The organism is Mucilaginibacter sp. (assembly GCF_039935595.1).
GTDB lineage: Bacteria > Bacteroidota > Bacteroidia > Sphingobacteriales > Sphingobacteriaceae > Mucilaginibacter.
Window position 1 is genome coordinate 23,713 of sequence record NZ_JBDTJZ010000103.1, and the last position, 20,424, is coordinate 44,136.

Below are 20,424 nucleotides of genomic sequence, written 5' to 3' on the forward strand. Positions count from 1 at the left end.
TTTTTAAAGAAACTATATCAAAGATATGAAATTAAAATCATGTATTAATATTCCCTGGTATCCAATTATGAAAATAACATTTATCCAGATTTTATTGGCCACAACGATAACCGGGATGTCGTATTCCAGTCCGCTAAATGCACAGGATATTCTCCAGGAAAAGATCAGTCTTTCACTACAAAACACCACCTTACAAGATGTAATCAGGCGCTTACAGAAAGACAACAATATTAAGTTTATATATAGCAAGGATGCCATCAATTTGAATCAGGTCGTTACCGTTGACTACAAGGATAAACCCCTAAAAGAGGTATTGAACCAGGTGCTGGTTGTTAACGGCATTGACTATGAAGTTTTAAAAAACAGGATCATTTTGGGCAGAGCTGATGTGAAGGTCAAAACCGCTTCGGCACCGATCATTAACAAAGCCGATGAAATACGCGTAAAAGGTACGGTTAAAGATGCCAAGGGCCAGCCGTTGACGGGCGTTTCTATTAAAATTAAAGGAACCAATACCGGCACACAAAGTTCATTGGAAGGAGATTTTTCCTTAATGGTCCCGCCCAACGCGACCTTGGTTTTTAGTTATGTTGGTTTTGACACGCAAGAAGTACCGGTAAGCGCCAATATGGCGGTTACCCTGGTAGAGAACAATCAATCCTTAAGCGAAGTAATCGTTGTCGGTTATGGTACCCAGAAAAAAGGGGACGTGACGACCGCGATTGCTACTGTAAAAGCGGCGGATTTTACGGCCGGCCCGGTAACGGATGCCGCATCCCTGTTAAAAGGAAAAGTTGCGGGATTAAGTATTTCAAACCCGTCGGGTAACCCCAATGACCAGGCACAGATCCAGCTTAGAGGAAATAATACCATCAACGGTGGAACCGGACTGCTGGTTATTGTTGATGGTGTACCCGGCGACCTGTTAACCGTAGCGCCAGAGGATATTGCCGAAATATCTGTGTTAAAAGATGGGTCTGCAGCGGCAATTTACGGCGTGCGCGGCACCAATGGCGTTATTTTAATAACTACTAAACGTGCCAGTGGTAATATAATAAATCAGATAGATTATAATGGAAGTTTAAGTACCGGGAAATTTACCAGGATACAGCCTGAACTAACTGCTCAGGACTATCGCGATCAGATTGCTGCCGGCACCAGAGATAAGTCTTATGATCTGGGAAGTTCAACTAACTGGGCAAAAGCCATACAAGATCAGTTTCCCTTAACAAATATCCATAATCTTACATTCAGGGGTGGGAATAATCAAACCAATTATCTGGCCTCATTAAGTTATCGTTATTTAGACGGGCCTATACAAACCACCTTCCATCAACAAATAACTGGCCGTGTAGATATTAATCACAGCGTTTTGAATGGCAAGTTAAAATTCAACCTGGGTATTACCCAAACCAATTTTAATGGCCAAAACATGAGTTATTACGATTATGAGCAGGTTTTAAAAATGAATCCTACTGCCCCGGTAAAATTGGCCAATGGCTCCTATTATCAGGAACCTAACAATTTTGAATATCAAAACCCATTATCAGATCTGTATAATACTGACCGACCACAAACCTCCTATAACAGCAAATACAATGCGACCATTACGGCCCTGCCGGTAGAAGGTTTACGTATTGTGGCCACCGGGTCCTATCAAAAAAATGGCTACCTCAACCGTTCTTTTGATAATTTTCAAAATATTTCCACCATCCGAGATCACTTGAACGGGGTGGCTAACATTGATCAGGGGCAATCTATTAACCGGTATTTACTCTTTACCGGCGAATATTCAAAATCATTTGGTGACCATCGTTTTTCATTATTGGCAGGTTATGAATACTCTGACAATAATAGCTGGAGCACGAATATGAACAACCGTAATTTCCCAACGGATCAATTCGGTTACAATAATATAGGGCAAGGCGCCGCCGCAAAAGCCGGTCTCTTATCAAATCCTGAAAGCAGCGGCCAAAGCGAAAGCAATTTGATCAGTTATTTTTCGCGTTTAACCTATAACTATAAAGAAAAATACTTTCTTACGGGCAGTATGCGTCTTGATGGTTCCAGTAAACTCTATGGAGCGGCCCAGCCATTCGGTCGTTTCCCGGCAATTTCTGCTGCATGGCGCATTAATAAAGAGTCATTTATGGAAAACCAGACCCTATTTGACGACTTAAAATTACGTGCAGGATACGGTATAACCGGTAATCCTCCGAATCAAAGCTTTTTGGGCGTAGGTATCCTGGGTTACAGTAACTATGTACTTTATAATGGGCAATGGATCCAGAGCTTGGTACCTACACAAAACCCCAATCCAAATTTACGATGGGAAGAAAAACGCGAAGCTAATCTAGGTTTGGATTTTACCATGTTCAAAGGTTTAATAAACGGTACTGTTGATGTGTATGATAGAAGAGTTGTTGGGTTATTATATAACTATACTGTTCCAAGTCCGCCAAATTTATATAACTCAACCTTGCTGAATGTGGGTACCATGGATAATAAGGGTGTGGAAGTGTTAATTAATGTAAACCCCATACGCAAGAAGGATTTTAGCTGGACAACTAGCTTTACCTTCTCCACCAATGCCAATAAATTAGTTTCATTATCTAACGACTCCTACAAGGTAACGGTGCCCTATTTTACTACTGGTTCAACCGCAGACCCTATCCAAACATCTACCAATATTGTACAGGTAGGTCATCGTATAGGCGACTTTTATGGCTTTAAAGTAGTAGGTCTATCATCTGATGGTTATTGGATATACCAGGAGCCCGATGGAAGCATTGTGCCTTATTCAAAATTTAATCATGCTTTTGGCGATAAACAGGTTTTGGGTAATGGTATACCACAATATTATGCTGGGTGGAACAATACATTTCGCTATAAAAACTGGGATTTGAGTATTGTACAACGTGGCGCTTTTGATTTCCAGGTACTCAATGCTTTTCAAATGAATTATTTGCCGACCTCGGTAGGCAATTATAATCGAGCACAAACCTCCACGCAAAAAGTATTTGGTACAGCAACCCTCAACAAACTGGTACCGCTTGAATTTAACAGTTACTTTATTGAAAACGGCGCGTTCTGGAAAATTGATAACATCACCCTGGGCTATACCTTTAAAGAGTTACGCTCCAAGTATATTCATAATCCCCGGGTGTATTTTTCAACGAATAACACCTTTATCATAACCGGCTATAAAGGGATAGACCCGGAAGTGGGAACGACAGGCCTTGCCCCGGGTATGGAAAGCAGGGATACTTATCCAACAACACGCACCTTTACGCTTGGTTTTTCGGCAAGTTTTTAATAGACACATTTATTTAACTAATAATAATTATTATTAAAATGAAAAAGAAACGAATTTTTATAACCGGATTAATCATCCTTATAATTGCAGGCATATATTCCTGTACCAAGCTGGATTCCAAAAACTATGGCCAGTTGGTAGCGAGTGATTTTACGCCAGGGGCCAATGATATAGCCGCTATAGTAGGGGCGAGCTATACCAACTGGCGAAATTTGGAACTGGGACGTAGTGCCAATGCCATTTGGAGAACTAACGAGATATCTGCAGATGAAGCGGTAATCCCTGCAAGGCCAAACGGATGGGTCGACGGTGGTATTTATCGACGTGTGCACTTGCATAAATGGACAGCAGATGAATCAAATAGCAGTACGATTTGGAACGGAGCCTATGCGGGTATTACCACTTGTAACCGCGTGCTTTACCAAATTGATGCCGGTCAAATATCTGTAGGGGCAAGTAAAGATCAAATAATTGCGGAATTAAAAGTGCTCAGAGCATCTTATTATTATGCACTGATTGATTTTTTTGGTAATGTTCCTATAGTTACAAAATTTGATGTGCCAACCGGATTTGTGCCTACCCAAAGTACCCGCAAAGAGGTTTATGATTTTATTATATCCGAGATTACCACCAACTTACCACAATTAAGTGTGTTAAATGATGGAACCACCTATGGTCGTTTTAATAAATGGGCAGCAGAAGCCTTATTAGCCAAAATGTATCTTAATGCAGGTGTTTACACAGGTACTCCAGATTGGGCAAATTGTATTACAGCGTGTAATGCAGTAATAGCATCTGGATTATATTCGCTGGAATCCAATCAGGCAAATGTGTTTTTGACTAACAATTCTGGGTCTAAAGAAATTATTTTTGCGATTCCATTTGATCAAACTTACACCAATGATGGATCTACAGCATTTACCATGCACATGGAAAGTTTGCAGCCGGAGAACCAGGCGACCTATAATTTTCAAAACTCACCCTGGGGAGGTATTTGCGGCATACCGCAATTTGTAAATACTTTTGATCCGCAAGATAGCCGCTTAGCCCAAAACTGGATACAAGGACAACAATATACCTCATCAGGGGTACCGTTAAACGGCAGTTTAGGAAAATTCAATGGTAAGCCGCTAATATATGTTAATGATTTACCAGGGGTAGATTCCTCAGAAGAGGTACACGGTTTCCGGATGGGGAAATTCCAAATTTCTCCGGGAGAATTAGTGGGTATGAGCAATGATTTTCCTTTATTAAGGTATGCCGATATTCTATTGATGAAAGCAGAAGCTTCACTTAGAAACGGTGACGGTAATACAGCTGCTGCATTAGTTACGCAAGTAAGGCAAAGAGCTTTTACGGCTAACCCCGGAAAAGCAACGGTAACAGCAGCAGATCTCTTAAAACCTACCGTTTATGATTATGGATTAAGAAATCACCTGCAAACCACTCATGAAACAGTCGCTGATATTCCATATGGGCGTATGCTTGATGAGTTAGGTTGGGAATTTGAGCAAGAAGGACGCCGAAGGCAGGATATGATACGTTTTGGGGTATTTACCACTAAATCCTGGTTATCTCACTCACCAAATGGTGATTACAGAGCATTACTGCCAATCCCAACAAGCGCCTTAAACACCAACGGAAATTTAAAACAAAACCCGGGGTATTAAAACCACCTGACTATAATTAATTAGTTGGCATAGGACAATGTAAATTGTCCTATGCCTTTTTTAAAATGACTCTACTGAAAAGATAATAAGAGAAAATGAAAAGAACACTCGTTTTAACAACAATCCTTTTAATGTGCATAATTACGGCCCAGGCACAGCAGTATATACGAACTGCCCACGGATTGAGGTCCACCATAAATGGAACAGACATCAATATAGAATTTTATTCAGCAGATATAGTACGGGTATTGAAGTCTCCGGCAGGAAGGGCTTACGAAAAGAAAAGCTTTTCCGTTATAAAAAATCCGGAAAACACTATTTTAAAAATTAGTCGGAAAGGTAATATTGTGCTTATAGCAAGTAATTCAACAAATGTTACTCTTAATCTGGAAAATGAGCAGATAAAATTTGCAAATGCAAAGCACAATTCATTATTAGAGGAAAAGGAAGCCAGTGCAAAGTTTACGCCTATGATGGACTCTACAACAAGTACTTTCAGCGTAGCCCAGTCATTCCAACTAAAAGACGGCGAGGCCATATATGGTTTGGGTCAACACCAAACCGGTACCATGAACCATCGTAACCACCAGGTTACCCTTAAACAGGGGAATATGAATGTAGGGGTACCAGTTATGTATTCTGTAAAAGGCTATTCCGTTTTTTGGGATAATACCTCTACAACAACATTTAAGGACGATAATACAGGCACCTCGTTTAACTCAGAGGTTGGTGATTGCATAGACTATTACTTTATTAACGGCGCGGGAAATGCAGACAGGACGATAGCAAGATACCGGGATCTGACCGGGAAGGTACCCATGCTTCCTAAGTGGGTTTTTGGCTTTTTTCAAAGTCGTGAACGTTACAAAAGTCAATATGAATCGGTTGGTGTGTTAAAAAAATATCGCGACCTGCATGTTCCTATAGATGCTATGGTGCAGGATTGGCAATATTGGGGCGTAGACGATAACTATTGGAATTCGACAGAATTTGGGAACCCATTATTCCCAAACCCCAAAGCGATGGTAGATAGCATTCATATGTTACATGGGCACATGATCATTTCTGTATGGCCATCATTTGGCGAAAAAACCAAAATATATGCAGATATGGCTAAACACGGGTTTCTTTATAAAGATTATTTAACTTATCCGCCCAAAAGAATTGTAAGAGCTTATGATGCTTTTAACCCGAAAGCTCGTGATTTATATTGGAGTTATATTAATAAAAACCTATTGTCACTTGATTTAGATGGCTGGTGGCTGGATTCTACAGAACCCGACCATTCCCGGCCAAAAATTGGGGATGAAAACATGCTTACCTATGCCGGTAGTTACCGTAAAGTCCGTAATGCATACCCATTAATGACAACCGGAGGCGTTTATGAACATCAGCGCGCAACAACTGCTGCTAAAAGAGTAGTGATTTTGGCCCGTTCAGCTTTTGCAGGACAACAGCGCAATTCAACCGTTGTATGGTCGGGCGATGTACAGTCGCGTTGGGAGGTATTACGTAATCAAATATCAGGCGGGCTCAATTTATCATTAACCGGCATTCCTTATTGGAATAGCGACATTGGCGGATTTTTTTCAAGTAATAAATACCCGCTGGGTGTTAAGGATCAGGCATATCGCGAATTATACACCCGCTGGTTCCAATTTGGTGCCTTCTGCCCTATGTTCCGTTCTCATGGCACACAAACACCAAGAGAGATTTTTCAATTTGGCGGCAAGGGTGACTGGGCCTATGATACGCAGGAAAAGTTCATCAACCTGCGTTACCGGCTGTTGCCTTATAATTATTCTAACGCCTGGGCGATCACTGCAAACGCGTCCACCATGATGCGTGCGTTAGCCATGGATTTTCCGAATGATGAAAAGGCTTATGATATCAATAACCAATATATGTTTGGCAAAGCATTTTTGGTTTGTCCTGTTACAGATTCCCTTTATACCAGTAGGGCAAATGGCGTAGCAGTTGCTGATTTTAGCACCATTAAAAAACACGATGTATACTTACCTGCTGGAACAGCCTGGTATGATTTCTGGACGGGCGAAAAAATATCCGGCGGTCAGGAAATACAAAAGGAAGTACCTATAGACATTATGCCGCTATATGTAAAAGCCGGTTCTATTATACCTATGGGTCCTTTTATCCAGTATACTACAGAAAAAACTGACCCTATTGAGGTCAGAATTTATGCCGGAGCGAATGGTACATTTGACTTATATGAGGACGAAAATGATAATTATAATTATGAAAAAGGCAAGCATGCTATCATTCACTTTAAATGGGATGATAAACAAAAAACGTTGTCAATAAGCGACAGGGTTGGAAGTTTTGCAGGGATGCAATTAGGTCATATCTTTAACATTGTACTGGTTAAACCTGGCAACGGAACCGGTTTGGCTGCCGGCAAAACAACAAAGCAAGTCAAATATACCGGAACAAAAGCTACAGTAAAACTAATCTAATTATATTTAATGCGGTAATTCAAGTTTTTACCTTGAATTACCGCATTTTAAACGTTTATGAAGAAACCGCAATTATCTAAAGCTAAACAAAAATGGTTTAAAATATTAGCAGTAATGCTACCTGTAATTATCCTTCTGGTTACAGAGCTTATGTTGCGTGTCTTTCATTATGGGCAAGATACCCAATTATTTATCCAAGATCCTGATGCACCTAATTACTACGTAATTAATAAGTATGCGTCGCAACGTTATTTTTCGGACGAAGGGAATGCAACCCTGGGCAGTATTGATCCTTTTTTGATTATTAAACCTAAAAATACCGTCAGAATATTTGTTTTAGGCGAATCAACAACTGCAGGCTATCCTTATTATCACAACGGCTCATTTCATAAATGGTTGTTATATCGTTTAATGCATACTTATACAAATACGCATTTCGAAATTGTAAACGTATCTCTAACCGCGGTAAATTCTTACACTGTGTTGGACTTTGGCAACCAAATAGTGGATTATGAACCAGACGCCGTACTCGTATATACCGGGCATAATGAATATTACGGCGCGCTTGGCGTAGGGTCAACCAGCCATATTGCTAACAGCCGTATGTTAATAAAAGCAGTTTTGACATTGAGGAAATTACGTCTGGTGCAATTGATTGATAATATAATCGCCACATTTAAAAAAGTACTGTCCGGCAATGTGATAGATCAGCGGGAAAATCTAATGAAAAGAATGGCTGCTAATCAGGAAATCGCATTCGGTTCGGAGCAATACAATGCAGGTATAAGCCAATATCAGCAAAATATGGATGAACTTTGTCAATTACTGTGTAGCAAAAACATACCTCTTTTTTTAAGCACATTAGTCAGTAATGAAAAAGATCAAAAACCTTTTATTAGTGGTAAGCAACAGGATAATGCAGACCTGCAATTTGAACAAGCTAACAAATTATATGAAGCCCGATCTTATATTTTAGCCCGGCGACATTATATCAGGGCCAAAGAATTTGATAAGCTACGTTTTAGGGCTCCCGAAGCTATGAATGAGACCATCATCGCTTTGGCAAAAAAATATGCAAATATCCACCTGGTTCAAGCCAGAGAGATTTTTATTGAACATTCATCTAACGGCATATTGGGCCACGAAACCTTACTGGAACATGTTCATCCTAATTTGTACGGTTATGCATTGCTTTCAGAAGCTTTTTATCAGGCTATCGAAAAAGCAGGATTGCTTAAAACAAAACCGCAAAAGCAGATGTCGTTCTCTGAGCTATTAACACAAATGCCGGTTACCCAGGTAGATTCACTATATGGTGCTTATACAATTATGATGCTGGAATCTGGCTGGCCATTTAATAAACCCATACCGAAAAATTTTAAACGTGGCATGACCATTTCCGAACAACTTGCTGGTGCTTTATCCGTTAACAGGATAAGTTGGATGGATGCCATGAACCAACTTTTTCAATACAGCATGAAAAGCAATGATAAAAAAACAGCATTAAAAGCAGTGGAGGCGGTAATATTGGAAATGCCCCGAAACACCATCTATAAAACTTATGCTGGCAGGATTAGTTTTGATCTGGGCGATTATCAAAATGCGGTTTATTATTTTAAGTTGGCTTTTGATCAGGAGCAAATCTTCGAGAACGCGCAAAATCTTTTTTTGGTATTATTAAAAACAGATCAGCCTGAAAAAGCGCTCGTTTATATCCAAACAGCTTCCAGGCTGCATCCGCAGGATACGAAACTACCTATACTTTTATCAAAAGTTAATGAAATCATTGATTTGAAAGCTAAATTAAATACTTCTCCAAAAGATAATGTGTTACATGAACAATTATCTCAGGATTATCATTTGGTTGGAGCGGATGAAGCGGCGGCTAAATATAAATAGTAATATGAGTAATAAACAAATTAACCGGAAATTTGGATTGATTTTAGGCGGAGTATTACTGGCTATTTTTGTTTTTCAGTTGATATTTAACCATAAGCCTTTGTTATATTTAGGTATAACCGCTCTGCTATTTTTATTTTTAGCGGTTATTATACCTGGTTTTTTAAACCCATTAAGAATAGTTTGGGACAAGGTGGGCACAACCTTGGGTAATATTAATACTATAATCATATTATTTATTGTTTTTTTTATCATGATAGTACCATTAGGATGGTTGTTAAAACTGTTTAAAAAAAATCTATTAGAATTAAAACAAACTCAAGACCAAATTTCCTATTGGCAAATTGCTGAACCAGAAAAAGAAGGGACATTTAAACAACAATTTTAATTATAAGCGAATATGGAATTGATTATAGAGTTTTTTCATTTTCTCGGTGCCCGGAAGAAAATTTGGCTGATACCATTGGTCATCTTTTTGGTGCTTCTTGGAATATTTTTGGTTGTTGCACAGTCGTCTGCGCTGGCACCGTTTATTTATTCCTTATTTTGACACGATGTATATTTTGGGAATTTCGGCTTATTTCCATGATAGTGCAGCATGCCTGTTAAAGGACGGCATTATAATAGCAGCTGTGCAGGAAGAACGTTTTACGCGAAAAAAAAATGACGACCAATTCCCGTTAAATTCAATTCGTTATTGCCTGGATACGGCTCATATTAGTTTAAAGGATTTAGATTATGTGGTTTTTTACGAAAAGCCTTTTTTAAAATTCGAAAGATTACTTGAAACTTATTTGACTTTTGCGCCCGCCGGCTTTTTATCTTTTATAAAGGCAATGCCGATATGGCTTAAAGAAAAAATATTTATAAAAAAAAACATACTCAAAGCATTGTCCGAAATAGACAATAGCTGTGATGAAAAAAAAATAAACTTACGGTTTGTTCCGCATCACTTATCGCATGCTGCTTCTGCATTTTATCCCTCGCCTTTTAGTAAAGCGGTTATTTTAACCGTTGACGGGGTCGGTGAGTGGGCAACCTCATCAATATCCATCGGCGAAAATGACCTAATTAATTTAAAAAGGGAAATCAGGTTCCCGCATTCCATTGGCTTACTGTATTCAGCCTTTACTTATTACTTAGGTTTTAAAGTAAATGTTGATGAATATAAAGTAATGGGTCTGGCGCCGTATGGCAAACCGATATATGAAAGTGTTATCCTTCAGAATTTGATCGACTTAAAGCAAGACGGATCATTTCGCCTGAATATGAAGTATTTTAATTATTGTGCCGGCCTTACAATGATTTCTGAAGCATTTGACAATCTATTTGGTAAACCAGCCCGTAAAGCAATAGAAGAGATCAAGCAATTTCATATGGATATTGCCTGCTCGATACAAACAGTAACCGAAAAAATTATGCTTTTAATCACCAGTTCAATTTACGACGAATTTAAAATTGACAGTTTGTGTATGGCTGGTGGTGTTGCTTTGAATTGTGTAGCCAATGGTAAAATACTTAAAAATTCGGGATTTAAAAATATTTGGATACAGCCAGCCTCCGGTGATGCTGGTGGTGCTTTAGGTGCAGCTTATACAATTTACTATCATTATGCTAAAAACAACCGAGCTCAAGCGGATAGCCACGATAAAATGCAAGGCGCACTATTAGGGCCATCATATGATGAGCAAACCGTAAGAGCGGCGCTAATAAGTGCAGATATGCACTTTGAAGAAATAGTTGGTGATGAATATTACAACAGGATAGCCCTTTACCTGGCCGATGGAAAAGTGATTGGTTATTTTAAAGGCAGGATGGAATTCGGACCGCGAGCACTTGGCGCCCGGAGTATAATTGCCGACCCTCGTCATCCTGATATGCAGACTATTCTAAATAAAAAAATAAAATTCAGGGAATCCTTCAGACCATTTGCGCCCGCTATATTGAAAGAATATATGACAGATTTCTTTGATCTGAAGACGGAGAGTCCATATATGTTATTAGTTGCAGACGTAAATGACAATAAAAGACTTTGTCTTACCGAGGATGATAAACATAAAACTGGCTTTGAACAATTAGCCCTTAAGCGTTCTGTTATTCCCGCTGTAACCCACATTAATTATTCGGCAAGGATACAAACTGTTGATAAAGCGATGCATCCGGACTTTTATAAGTTAATAAGCGCTTTTAATAAGCTTACAGGTTGCCCTTTGGTTGTAAATACCTCGTTTAATAGAATGGATGAGCCCATCGTAAATACCCCAATCGAAGCTATTGATTGTTTTAAGCACTCAGAAATGGATGTTTTGGTTATTGAGAATTTTATAATTGAAAAGAATAAAATTGGCTTATTATAAGCCAATTTTATTTAATATAGTTAAATACATATATAGATTAATCGTACTCTTATACACTTAGTTTACCCGGTCTTTTATAACAAATTAATATGGCATCAATGAAAAGGTATTTTAAATTTGTTTGCATATTTTTAATAATAATAACTCGCTATAGCTCAAATGCACAACAAATAGTTATTGATAATATACCAGCACAATTAGACATTAGACCTGCTGGTCAGGGTAGCATCCGTATTACTTTAAAGCCGCTTAACTATAAAGGCAATTTTGCTTCAACACCGGCGGTATTGGATAAGGATTATGGTAAACCTATCATTAGCCTGACAAATATTAGTAAGACTGTAAAAAAATCAGTAGGAGACTTGAATGTAGAAGTAACACCTACGCCCGTCATGGTTACCATTTCCAATAAAAAAGGGCAGCTTCTCCAGCGTATCCGCATCAACGATAATGGGAGCGTGTCTTTCCAATTAGATAAAGGACCTGTCCTGGGTTTAGGCGAAGGCGGGCAGGCACCCGAAAAAGGCATTGACTGGCGCACCTTACCGGTTCAATATGACCGAAAGGGCCGCTATTATAAAATGCAACCCAGGTGGCAAAGCGATGCCTATGGGTCACGCAATCCCGTGCCTTTATTGATTGATCCGGGGAATTGGGCAATTTTCGTAGTTTCCCCTTGGGCCGAAGTGGACCTCACCGCGAAAGATCAAGGCTTGTTTATCCCCTGGAAGCCGGGCGGGGAGCAAAATTCGCCTCAAACCATGGCCAACCAGGCCTTAAATTTAGGCAAAGGATTACCGCCAATCGATCAAATGGTGCCGGGTTTGTTTGACTTGTTTGTGCTGGATGCCCATGACCCGGCTGTCCTGATGAAAAACTTTTCGATGATCACCGGACCTGCCGCTATGCCACCAAAATGGGCATTAGGCTATATGCAATCGCACCGGACGCTGGAAACGGAAAAAGAAATGATCGGTATCGTAGATACGTTCAGAACCAAAAAAATCCCCCTGGACGCGGTGATCTATCTGGGTACCGGCTTTGTACCCCGCGGATGGAATAAAAAGCAACCTTCATTTGAATTTAATCCGGAAGTATTTAAGCGTGATCCAAAATATTTTATGTCGGATATGCATGCGCTGCAGGTGAAAGTGGTCTTGCATATGGTACCCTGGGACCGGGACAAACTGCCCGGATTGCATGGCAATATCCCTGCTAAAGCCGGCGAAAAATTGGACGCTTCGCATATACAAAGTTATTGGAATCAGCACATACCCCTCGTCAATACCGGTGTAGATGCGTTCTGGCCGGATGAAGGCGATTGGTTTAATCTTGATGAACGTATTAAACGTCATCAATTGTACTACCAGGGTCAGTTATCGGCCAAGCCCAATCTCAGGCCCTGGAGCCTGCAGCGTAACGGCTATCCCGGCGTCGCGCAATGGGGAGGATGGGTGTGGTCGGGGGATACAGAATCATCATGGAAGACCTTGGAAACGCAAATAGCTGTAGGTCTGAATTACGCGGTCAGTATAGGCCCCTATTGGGGAACAGATATCGGCGGCTTTTTTCCGAATAAAGAATTAACCGGCGAATTGTATGCCCGGTGGTTTCAATTTGGTGCATTTAATGCCCTTTTCCGTAGCCATGGCGTAACCTGGCATACCCGGCTGCCATGGGGTTGGGGCGCGGGTACACTTGGCCCGCCCGAAGGAAAAAACCATCCTCTACTGACAGAATTAAATAACCCGGCCATTGAACCAATCGTTAAAAAATATGATGAATTGCGTTACCAGCTTTTGCCTTATACCTATACTTTAGCCTGGCAGGCACGCGAAAAGGGTTTGCCTTTAATGCGGCCGATGTGGCTGCATTACCCGGATGATGAGCGGTGCAAAACCATTCATGACCAATATTTATGGGGTCGGGACCTGCTGATCGCGCCCGTGTATAAAAAAGGGGCAACTTCAAGAACAGTCTACCTGCCAAAAGGTGACTGGTATGACTGGTGGGAAAATAAAAAAATGGAAGGCAACAAGCGCATTAAGCGCCTGGTTGACCTGTCCATATTGCCCATTTACGTACGCGCGGGAGCTATCATTCCGGTCGACCCTGTTCGCCAGTATACCGCTGAAAAAGTGGCCGGTCCTACCACCCTTAAAATTTTTACAGGTGCTGATGGAAGCTTCATTCTTTATGAAGATGACGGGAGCAGTCAGGACTACTTAAAAGGCAAGAGTCCTCAAATAAAAATAGTTTGGAATGACAAAGAAAAAATATTAACGCTTGCACCCGACAAAACCAAAACCCCCAGAACATTTAAAGTACAACTCATTCCCGGTAAACAAATTAAACTAGTTCATTATACCGGTCAAACTAAAAAAATTCAATTCTGAAACCCAACCACCAACGCCTCCCATTCCGCCTCCAGCGAAACCTCCGGCCGAACCTTCCCCGCCCGGCGATACCAGTAATCCGCGTTGCCCACATCGCCCTCTTTCCGGTGCAAATACGCATGCACCCACGCCGACCCTGCATCATCCAAATGATCCACCTCCGCATGCGCCCGCTGCCAGTCGCCCTGCCCATCATACCACAAACTCCTTAACTGCACCGACAGCCCGTCCGGCCGCGCCAGTTGCTTAAAATCGTCTAAAGTCATTACGTAAATATAGCGAATTAAAATTCCGGCTGGAAGCTGATTTTGATGCCATAGGTCCGGGCATCGGGGTGGTCGAGGTAGGTGAGGCGCCGGATCAGGTCGACGCGCAAGCATTTGAAGATATTGCCGATACCGGCACCAACTTCCGCATACGGCGTATTGCCCAGCGCGTAAACATTTGGCGGTAAGCGGTAGGGGCCTGGGTTACGCAGCCCGCCATATAAAATTTTGGCGGAAAGGAATTCGCGCCATTTCAGGTGCTTGATCAGCGGGACCTTGTTAAGCAAAAAACCATTGAACGTGTGCGTAGCATTGATACCCAAATAATGGTCGCTCACAAATTCCAGGTAGTTCATCGCGTTATAGGCGTCCCGCTTATAGGCCAGCGACTGGTTGGCCGGGCTGATATTCAACAACGGAAACGGTACCTGGCCCAGCACGTAGCCGCCGAGCAGCGTCACGTCGGAAAATCCGGCCTGTGACATATAAAAACGTTTATAAACGTTGATGCCCAGGTCGGTATAACGATAACCGCTGATACTTTGATTAATGAGCAGGTCATAGACCGGGTAGGGGTTATGAATACTATGCCGCGTGCGGCTCCCCTGGATCAGTTCCTCATGCGGCGCATAGCGCAAATGTACATTCAATTCGTTGGTCGTCAAACGAGGGACGACGGTACCATCATTCCATTGATAAACCAACGCTTTAGCCGGCGATTGCTGCCAGTTTTTATAACCGAGCGCATACGAAAAATGATTTTCAAAATCTTTCACGTACTGGAGTTCGGTGATGCGACTGTACAGCCAGTAATCCGTTTTTCCCGTCTGAAAAGACGACAGCGCGGTCGACCTATTGGTCACCGAAAACGTATGCCCCGGCACGTCGACATCATATAAATAACTCGCCTTCAAATAATCATTCGGGAAACGATAAGGGGCAACTTTATTTAATGAAATATAGGCGATCGCATTGCCTTTGATTTTCTTATCACGCGTACCATAAGCGACAAAGCCCTCCGCATAAAACGTCCTGTCCAGTTTCGGCGTCGTCCGGAAACCAACTTCAGGTTTTAAACCTTCCTGGCTATTGAACGATAAAAAATGCGCGACCGGCCCCACCTGTACCGGCCCTGTATCCGCATACCCCGCCGTCAGCGTCGTCAGCCACCACATCGTCCGCTTATACGACGGCAACTGCTCCAGCTTATATAATTTCGCATACACCGGTAAATTGTCCAACTTGCCCCTGGGCCGGGTACGATACTGCACCAGCCGTTCGCCATAAATACCCCAGCCCTTACTCGTCAGCCCGAAATCCGCCTTCACCTTACTCTGGCTTAACCGCCCGCCATCAAAATCCAGATTGATCACGAAACTCCGCACAAAACTCACATTGATCTGCCTGTTTAGTCTTAACTCACAACTCGTTACCGCATAATTGCTCAGGGAGACCGACAGCTTCCCTTCAAACAATAGATCACCCTTTGTCCGGGGAATAAACGCCAGATTAACCTGATTATTGACGGTATCGGTAATAAAAAACTTATAATAATTCGGAGCGTGATCCGCGATCGGGCTCAAAAACTGGTTCGCTAAAATAAAAACATTATTCTCATAAATATCCGGCTGGTGCCCATATAACTGGTTCACATACAGCTTCACGCCCGCGGTATCGATAAACTGCAAAATATTCACCCCCTTATAATCCGTCTGCACCCCTTTATACGACAATTTCTCCTCCACCAGCACCGGCAAAAAAGTCTGCCCCTGCACCGTATCCAGCATAAACTGATAGGGCCTAAAAAACTTACTTTCCATGACCGAGGGCGGCAAATTAAACAAAGACAAGCTCATTCGCTCATACTGCTCCACATCCCCGGACGCCAAGCCCCGATTCTCCGCCTTATGATCGATCACTTTTTGGATCAACTCCACCGCCGGGTTCCCCTTATTCCGGTACCGTGTCCTCACCGACGCAATCGTTACTCCCTGCAATTCAGCCACGTTCTTCTCCAGCAATACCTGCAGCTTTGCCCCGCTGACCGCCCGCGTCTGTGGCGAATACCCCACCAATGAAAACCTCAACTGGCTAAAATTACCGGCCAGGTGGAACCTGCCCAGTGAATCCGTCATCGTACCGCCACCCGCAAAACTCACCGACACCGACCCCAAAGGCTCCCCGCTAGCTGCATCCACGACCTGCCCCGTCACCACCGTCTGTCCGGCAGCGCCCAGGCTCAACAGGACTAACCCGATCAAAAAACAAAATCGCATGCTGAATAAACCTGCCCAGCGTCAATATGTTTGTTTGAAGTAAAAGCGCTTTGGATAGCGTCGGTACGCTCCCTGCTGATCCCGTGTGTCCAGATAATTCCCGCCCCGCACTTTTTCCGGGCCGTAACGCTCAATATAACGCTTGGTGACGCGGTGTTCCACAAATTCCGGCACATCGTAATAAACATCCACCAAATTCAGTGGCGTGTGTTTTTGGGTCCACAGCGCCCCTTTATGCGCGAAATGTTGGGTAAGCCGTCGGGGCAAGTTTTGCGTAAAGCCAACATAATAACAATCGTTTTCCAGTTTCAGCACATACACCGTTCCAATCGTATGTTTAACGGTTCGCCGGGTGCTGCGCCGAAAATCCCATTTGATGATATTTTCCATATGCTTAATGAAATGAACCGCCCCGCCGGTCTGGCGGCAATGCAAACATTCATACGTTTTTAAACTCGGAATAACGACCATGCATGGCTGCGGATGCAAACAAAATGGACAACGGCCAACAAAATCCTCGCCCAAAGGCTTGAGGTAAACATATTCACCGATAATTTCGCCCATATGCATATCAGATCATTTTAAACCGTTCCGGCCCAACGGCCATTAATCCGTCGCAAATTAGTCCTAATGCCTCGCAGGCATTGCGGAGTTGGCTGAGGTAACGGCTTTCCGTATTACTAAAAGCAGGCCAGCCGTTTCGGGCGAGCAGGATGCGCCCCGCACCCGCTTCTATCGCCAGTTCGGTGATCCAAGTAATATCGGGCAGGACGCTGCCCGCTTCCGAAAAGGCCAGCAGTTCCCGCCCGGCAGTTAGCAACAGCAGGATATATTGTAATTGTGTCGCCTGTGCCAGTAAGGGCCGTAAATATTCATAACATGCCCGGTCATCCTTTAGCCGCAGCGATTTTGTCCTTCGGCAAAATTCCGTGACTGCCAACAGAATAGTAGCCTTAGCCGGGCCAATCCCCTTAAACGCACACAACGCTTGCATATCCATTTGCGCGATAACACTCAACTCATATTGGCCCAAGGCTGTGCAAATCTCGTTCAACGGATATTTTGGCGTACCCGAACCCAGCAGAATCGCCAATAGCTCTTCATCACTCAATGCCTGCACACCCAGCGCCTGCACTTTCTCTCTCGGCCGCTCCGTAAGCGGCAGCAGCTTAATTTTTTCCATTTTCACCGTGTGTATAACGTGTCAATACCATCGACAAGGCCTCCACCAGGAAACCAAAATCCTCCTCAAACAAGATCACCGACGAACGCTCATAAAAAACCTTATCCTTATAATCCGCCCGCGTGATCTGCAAATACCGCTTATCATTCTTCGCCTTCATCAGGTCCACAAAAAAATGCCGTCCTTCTACGCCGAAACTCTCCGAGTCAAGCCGTCCTTTTATTAAGTTTTTCATAATACAAAATTCTGCGAACCAAATCATTATCCCGTTGTTTTATCCGGGTATAGCCGTTTCTAAACGTTTAGCTCATGGAAGAAAAACTTTGCCTGAATTGCGGACAACCGGTTGGTTCGGGCCGTAAAGACAAGAAATATTGCAGCGATGCCTGCAAGACCGATTACAATAATAACAAAGATGAAAGCGCCTCGCCGGAAATGAGCCTGGCCGCCTATATCAAACGGGTACAACAAATCCTGGTCAAGAACCGGCAAATCCTGGATCAATGCTTGGGCAACAAAGACACCCATGCTATGGACAAACAAGACCTGGACGGCCGCGGTTTTACCTTCAAGTATTTCACCAGCCGCACCCGTACCAAAACAACCGGCGAGATATATTGCTTCTGTTTTGAACTCGGCTACAAAGAAATGGAAGACGAGACCGTCCTGATCGTCCGCCGTCAAAGAGAGATCGTTGTTTAAGCGCGGTAGCCGATAGCTTCCGCTAAATGCACCAGGCCAATGTTTTTAGCACCAGCCAGGTCAGCTACCGTTCGCGCCATCTTTAAAATACGTTCATAAGACCTCGCCGACAATTTATGCTGTACCATCGCCTGGTTTAGTACGTCCAGCTCCAGCTTACCCAAAGCGCAATAAGTACGCAGCTGCTCATTGCGCATCAAAGCATTACAAACACCAGCCCGCGCTAACTGCATATCCCGCGCGGCAATTACCCGTTTACGCACCATTGCGCTACTTTCCGCAGGCTTTGCCGTGAGGTCAGCCGGTGGCACCCCAATATGCAAATCAATCCGATCCAGCAACGGCCCCGAAATTTTCGACCGGTACAACCGGATCGCCTGCGGTGTGCAACTACACTTACGATTTGGATGACCATGAAAACCGCAAGGGCAAGGATTCATCGCTGCTAACAAAACAAAATTTGCCGGAAAATTCACCACGTAACTTGCCCGCGAGATCGTCACCTGCCGTTCCTCCAACGGCTGCCTTAACACTTCCAGCACCTTCCGTTTAAACTCCGGCAACTCATCCATAAACAAAACCCCATTATGTGCCAAGGAAATCTCGCCCGGCATCGCCACCGGCCCGCCACCCACCAAAGCAATATCACTCACTGTATGATGCGGTGCCCGAAACGGCCGTTCCGTCACCAAACCGGTACCATCCAATTGCCCTGCCACCGAATAAATCCGTGTCGTTTCCAAGGATTCCTGCAAACCCAGCAGTGGCAAAATACCAGGCAACCTCGTCGCCAGCATCGTTTTACCGGTACCCGGCGGCCCGATCAACAAACCATTATGCCCGCCCGCCGCTATCACTTCCAAAGCCCGTTTCACTTTCTCCTGCCCTCGTACCTCCGAAAAATCAGCGCTATATAACTGCTCCGCTTTTTTAATATCGTTAGCTTTAACAATTGCCGGCTTCACACAACCTGGTTCATGCAAAAAATCCACCACCTCACTTAATGTTTCAAAACCAAAAACCGCCAGGTCAGCAACCATGGCGGCTTCATTGGCATTCTCTTTCGGCAGTATTAAGTTCTTAATGCCCGCCTTACGGGCTTCTACCGCCACCGACAAAGCCCCCTTGACAGGCCTCAACTTCCCCGTCAGCGACAATTCGCCGGTAAACAAAGAATCATTCATCAGCGCCGAATCTAACTGACCCGAAGCCGCCAACACACTCAACGCAATCGGCAAATCAAAAACAGCGCCTTCCTTACGAATGCCCGCCGGAGCCAGGCTGATCAAAATCTTCTGCCTCGGCATATCAAACCCGCAGGAAGTAACCGCGCTCTCCACCCTGAACAAACTCTCCTTCACCGCCTCACCCGCCAAACCCACAATAAAATAACTTACACCGGCACACACGCGCGTCTCTACGGTAATCAACACGGCGTCGATCCCTGCCAACGCCGCGCTGTTCACACTTACCGTCATTCTTTTTTACCCAATAACATCAGCTCATTCACCACCACCTCTGTCACATAATGCTTCTCCCCATCCTTATCCGTATAAAACCGGTTCGCCAATCTTCCCTCAATTGCGATCTGGCTACCCTTATTCAGGTATTTCTCTGCAATGTCCGCCTGCTGGTTCCACAACACCAACTGGTGCCAATGCGTTTCCTCAACAGTTTCACCCTTACCATTCTTCCGGTAATAATGCGTCGCCAAACTGATCTTTGCCACTTTTTTCTCATTTTCTAACTCCTTCATTTCCGGTGCCGCGCCCAACCTCCCGGTCAACCGCACACTGTTACTCAAATTGTTCATGATCTAAAAAATTTATTGACACAAAGTTGGGGGCCTAACCTCAAATTTTCCTTCAAATACCCGTGTATAGCC

General features: G+C 43.4%; 16 protein-coding genes. 9 read left to right on the forward strand and 7 right to left on the reverse strand.

Annotation, left to right across the window (positions count from 1 at the left end; all coding sequences use genetic code 11):
* Window positions 1-67 precede the first annotated feature (67 nt).
* The 8 genes from ABI367_RS07050 (at window position 68) to ABI367_RS07085 (ending at window position 14,112) form a co-directional block, all read left to right on the forward strand.
* Entirely contained in the window at window positions 68-3,316 is a 3,249-nt protein-coding gene (locus tag ABI367_RS07050) for a SusC/RagA family TonB-linked outer membrane protein (RefSeq protein ID WP_462258056.1), read from the forward strand.
* Window positions 3,317-3,354: 38 nt separating this feature from the next.
* Complete coding sequence (locus ABI367_RS07055; RefSeq protein WP_462228395.1) at window positions 3,355-4,986, forward strand: RagB/SusD family nutrient uptake outer membrane protein; 1,632 nt, start codon at window positions 3,355-3,357, stop codon at window positions 4,984-4,986.
* Window positions 4,987-5,081: 95 nt separating this feature from the next.
* Window positions 5,082-7,460, forward strand: coding sequence for a glycoside hydrolase family 31 protein (locus tag ABI367_RS07060; protein ID WP_462228396.1), 2,379 nt, complete (start codon window positions 5,082-5,084; stop codon window positions 7,458-7,460).
* 57 nt (window positions 7,461-7,517) lie between these two features.
* Window positions 7,518-9,359 (forward strand): hypothetical protein, encoded by a 1,842-nt coding sequence (locus ABI367_RS07065; protein ID WP_462228397.1) that lies wholly within the window; start codon window positions 7,518-7,520, stop codon window positions 9,357-9,359.
* Between the two features lie 100 nt (window positions 9,360-9,459).
* On the forward strand, window positions 9,460-9,747 hold the full coding sequence (locus ABI367_RS07070; protein ID WP_462258057.1) for a hypothetical protein: 288 nt from the start codon (window positions 9,460-9,462) through the stop codon (window positions 9,745-9,747).
* Between the two features lie 12 nt (window positions 9,748-9,759).
* The gene (locus tag ABI367_RS07075) at window positions 9,760-9,909 is read left to right on the forward strand and encodes a DUF5989 family protein (protein WP_462228399.1); all 150 of its coding nucleotides are present in this window, start codon (window positions 9,760-9,762) and stop codon (window positions 9,907-9,909) included.
* Window positions 9,910-9,913: 4 nt separating this feature from the next.
* Entirely contained in the window at window positions 9,914-11,716 is a 1,803-nt protein-coding gene (locus tag ABI367_RS07080; protein WP_462258058.1) for a carbamoyltransferase family protein, read from the forward strand.
* Window positions 11,717-11,805: 89 nt separating this feature from the next.
* Complete coding sequence (locus ABI367_RS07085) at window positions 11,806-14,112, forward strand: glycoside hydrolase family 31 protein (protein ID WP_462258059.1); 2,307 nt, start codon at window positions 11,806-11,808, stop codon at window positions 14,110-14,112.
* Here the strand turns inward: ABI367_RS07085 and ABI367_RS07090 are convergent.
* From ABI367_RS07090 to ABI367_RS07110, 5 genes are read right to left on the reverse strand one after another with little or no spacing between them, the layout of a single operon-like run.
* A complete protein-coding gene (locus ABI367_RS07090; protein ID WP_462228402.1) occupies window positions 14,103-14,378 on the reverse strand; it encodes a cupin domain-containing protein in 276 nt (91 codons plus the stop codon). The genes ABI367_RS07085 and ABI367_RS07090 overlap by 10 nt on opposite strands.
* Window positions 14,379-14,395: 17 nt before the next feature.
* Window positions 14,396-16,621: a DUF5686 family protein gene (locus ABI367_RS07095; protein ID WP_462228403.1), complete on the reverse strand. Its 2,226-nt coding sequence runs from the start codon at window positions 16,619-16,621 to the stop codon at window positions 14,396-14,398.
* A gap of 54 nt (window positions 16,622-16,675) precedes the next feature.
* Window positions 16,676-17,218 (reverse strand): CHC2 zinc finger domain-containing protein, encoded by a 543-nt coding sequence (locus tag ABI367_RS07100; protein ID WP_462228404.1) that lies wholly within the window; start codon window positions 17,216-17,218, stop codon window positions 16,676-16,678.
* 7 nt (window positions 17,219-17,225) lie between these two features.
* On the reverse strand, window positions 17,226-17,837 hold the full coding sequence (locus ABI367_RS07105; protein WP_462228409.1) for a UPF0758 domain-containing protein: 612 nt from the start codon (window positions 17,835-17,837) through the stop codon (window positions 17,226-17,228).
* Window positions 17,824-18,099: a hypothetical protein gene (locus ABI367_RS07110; RefSeq protein WP_462228405.1), complete on the reverse strand. Its 276-nt coding sequence runs from the start codon at window positions 18,097-18,099 to the stop codon at window positions 17,824-17,826. Before ABI367_RS07110 ends, ABI367_RS07105 begins: the two co-directional genes overlap by 14 nt.
* A gap of 47 nt (window positions 18,100-18,146) precedes the next feature.
* Between ABI367_RS07110 and ABI367_RS07115 the strand changes: the two genes are divergently transcribed.
* Window positions 18,147-18,539, forward strand: coding sequence for a hypothetical protein (locus ABI367_RS07115; RefSeq protein ID WP_462228406.1), 393 nt, complete (start codon window positions 18,147-18,149; stop codon window positions 18,537-18,539).
* Here ABI367_RS07115 and ABI367_RS07120 read toward each other — a convergent pair.
* Both ABI367_RS07120 and ABI367_RS07125 read right to left on the reverse strand, forming a co-directional pair.
* Window positions 18,536-20,017, reverse strand: coding sequence for a YifB family Mg chelatase-like AAA ATPase (locus tag ABI367_RS07120; RefSeq protein ID WP_462228407.1), 1,482 nt, complete (start codon window positions 20,015-20,017; stop codon window positions 18,536-18,538). The two genes, ABI367_RS07115 and ABI367_RS07120, sit on opposite strands and share 4 nt — an antisense overlap.
* Entirely contained in the window at window positions 20,014-20,352 is a 339-nt protein-coding gene (locus ABI367_RS07125) for a single-stranded DNA-binding protein (protein WP_462258060.1), read from the reverse strand. Before ABI367_RS07125 ends, ABI367_RS07120 begins: the two co-directional genes overlap by 4 nt.
* Window positions 20,353-20,424: the final 72 nt, after the last annotated feature.

Bases quoted from the DNA above. Each gene is read 5' to 3' on its own strand.
- ABI367_RS07085 (WP_462258059.1), top strand. From the start codon at position 11,806: ATGGCATCAATGAAAAGGTATTTTAAATTTGTTTGCATATTTTTAATA.
- ABI367_RS07080 (WP_462258058.1), top strand. From the start codon at position 9,914: ATGTATATTTTGGGAATTTCGGCTTATTTCCATGATAGTGCAGCATGC.
- ABI367_RS07125 (WP_462258060.1), bottom strand. From the start codon at position 20,352: ATGAACAATTTGAGTAACAGTGTGCGGTTGACCGGGAGGTTGGGCGCG.
- ABI367_RS07115 (WP_462228406.1), top strand. From the start codon at position 18,147: ATGGAAGAAAAACTTTGCCTGAATTGCGGACAACCGGTTGGTTCGGGC.
- ABI367_RS07055 (WP_462228395.1), top strand. From the start codon at position 3,355: ATGAAAAAGAAACGAATTTTTATAACCGGATTAATCATCCTTATAATT.
- ABI367_RS07110 (WP_462228405.1), bottom strand. From the start codon at position 18,099: ATGATTTGGTTCGCAGAATTTTGTATTATGAAAAACTTAATAAAAGGA.
- ABI367_RS07065 (WP_462228397.1), top strand. From the start codon at position 7,518: ATGAAGAAACCGCAATTATCTAAAGCTAAACAAAAATGGTTTAAAATA.
- ABI367_RS07105 (WP_462228409.1), bottom strand. From the start codon at position 17,837: ATGGAAAAAATTAAGCTGCTGCCGCTTACGGAGCGGCCGAGAGAGAAA.
- ABI367_RS07075 (WP_462228399.1), top strand. From the start codon at position 9,760: ATGGAATTGATTATAGAGTTTTTTCATTTTCTCGGTGCCCGGAAGAAA.
- ABI367_RS07050 (WP_462258056.1), top strand. From the start codon at position 68: ATGAAAATAACATTTATCCAGATTTTATTGGCCACAACGATAACCGGG.
- ABI367_RS07090 (WP_462228402.1), bottom strand. From the start codon at position 14,378: ATGACTTTAGACGATTTTAAGCAACTGGCGCGGCCGGACGGGCTGTCG.
- ABI367_RS07060 (WP_462228396.1), top strand. From the start codon at position 5,082: ATGAAAAGAACACTCGTTTTAACAACAATCCTTTTAATGTGCATAATT.
- ABI367_RS07100 (WP_462228404.1), bottom strand. From the start codon at position 17,218: ATGGGCGAAATTATCGGTGAATATGTTTACCTCAAGCCTTTGGGCGAG.
- ABI367_RS07120 (WP_462228407.1), bottom strand. From the start codon at position 20,017: ATGACGGTAAGTGTGAACAGCGCGGCGTTGGCAGGGATCGACGCCGTG.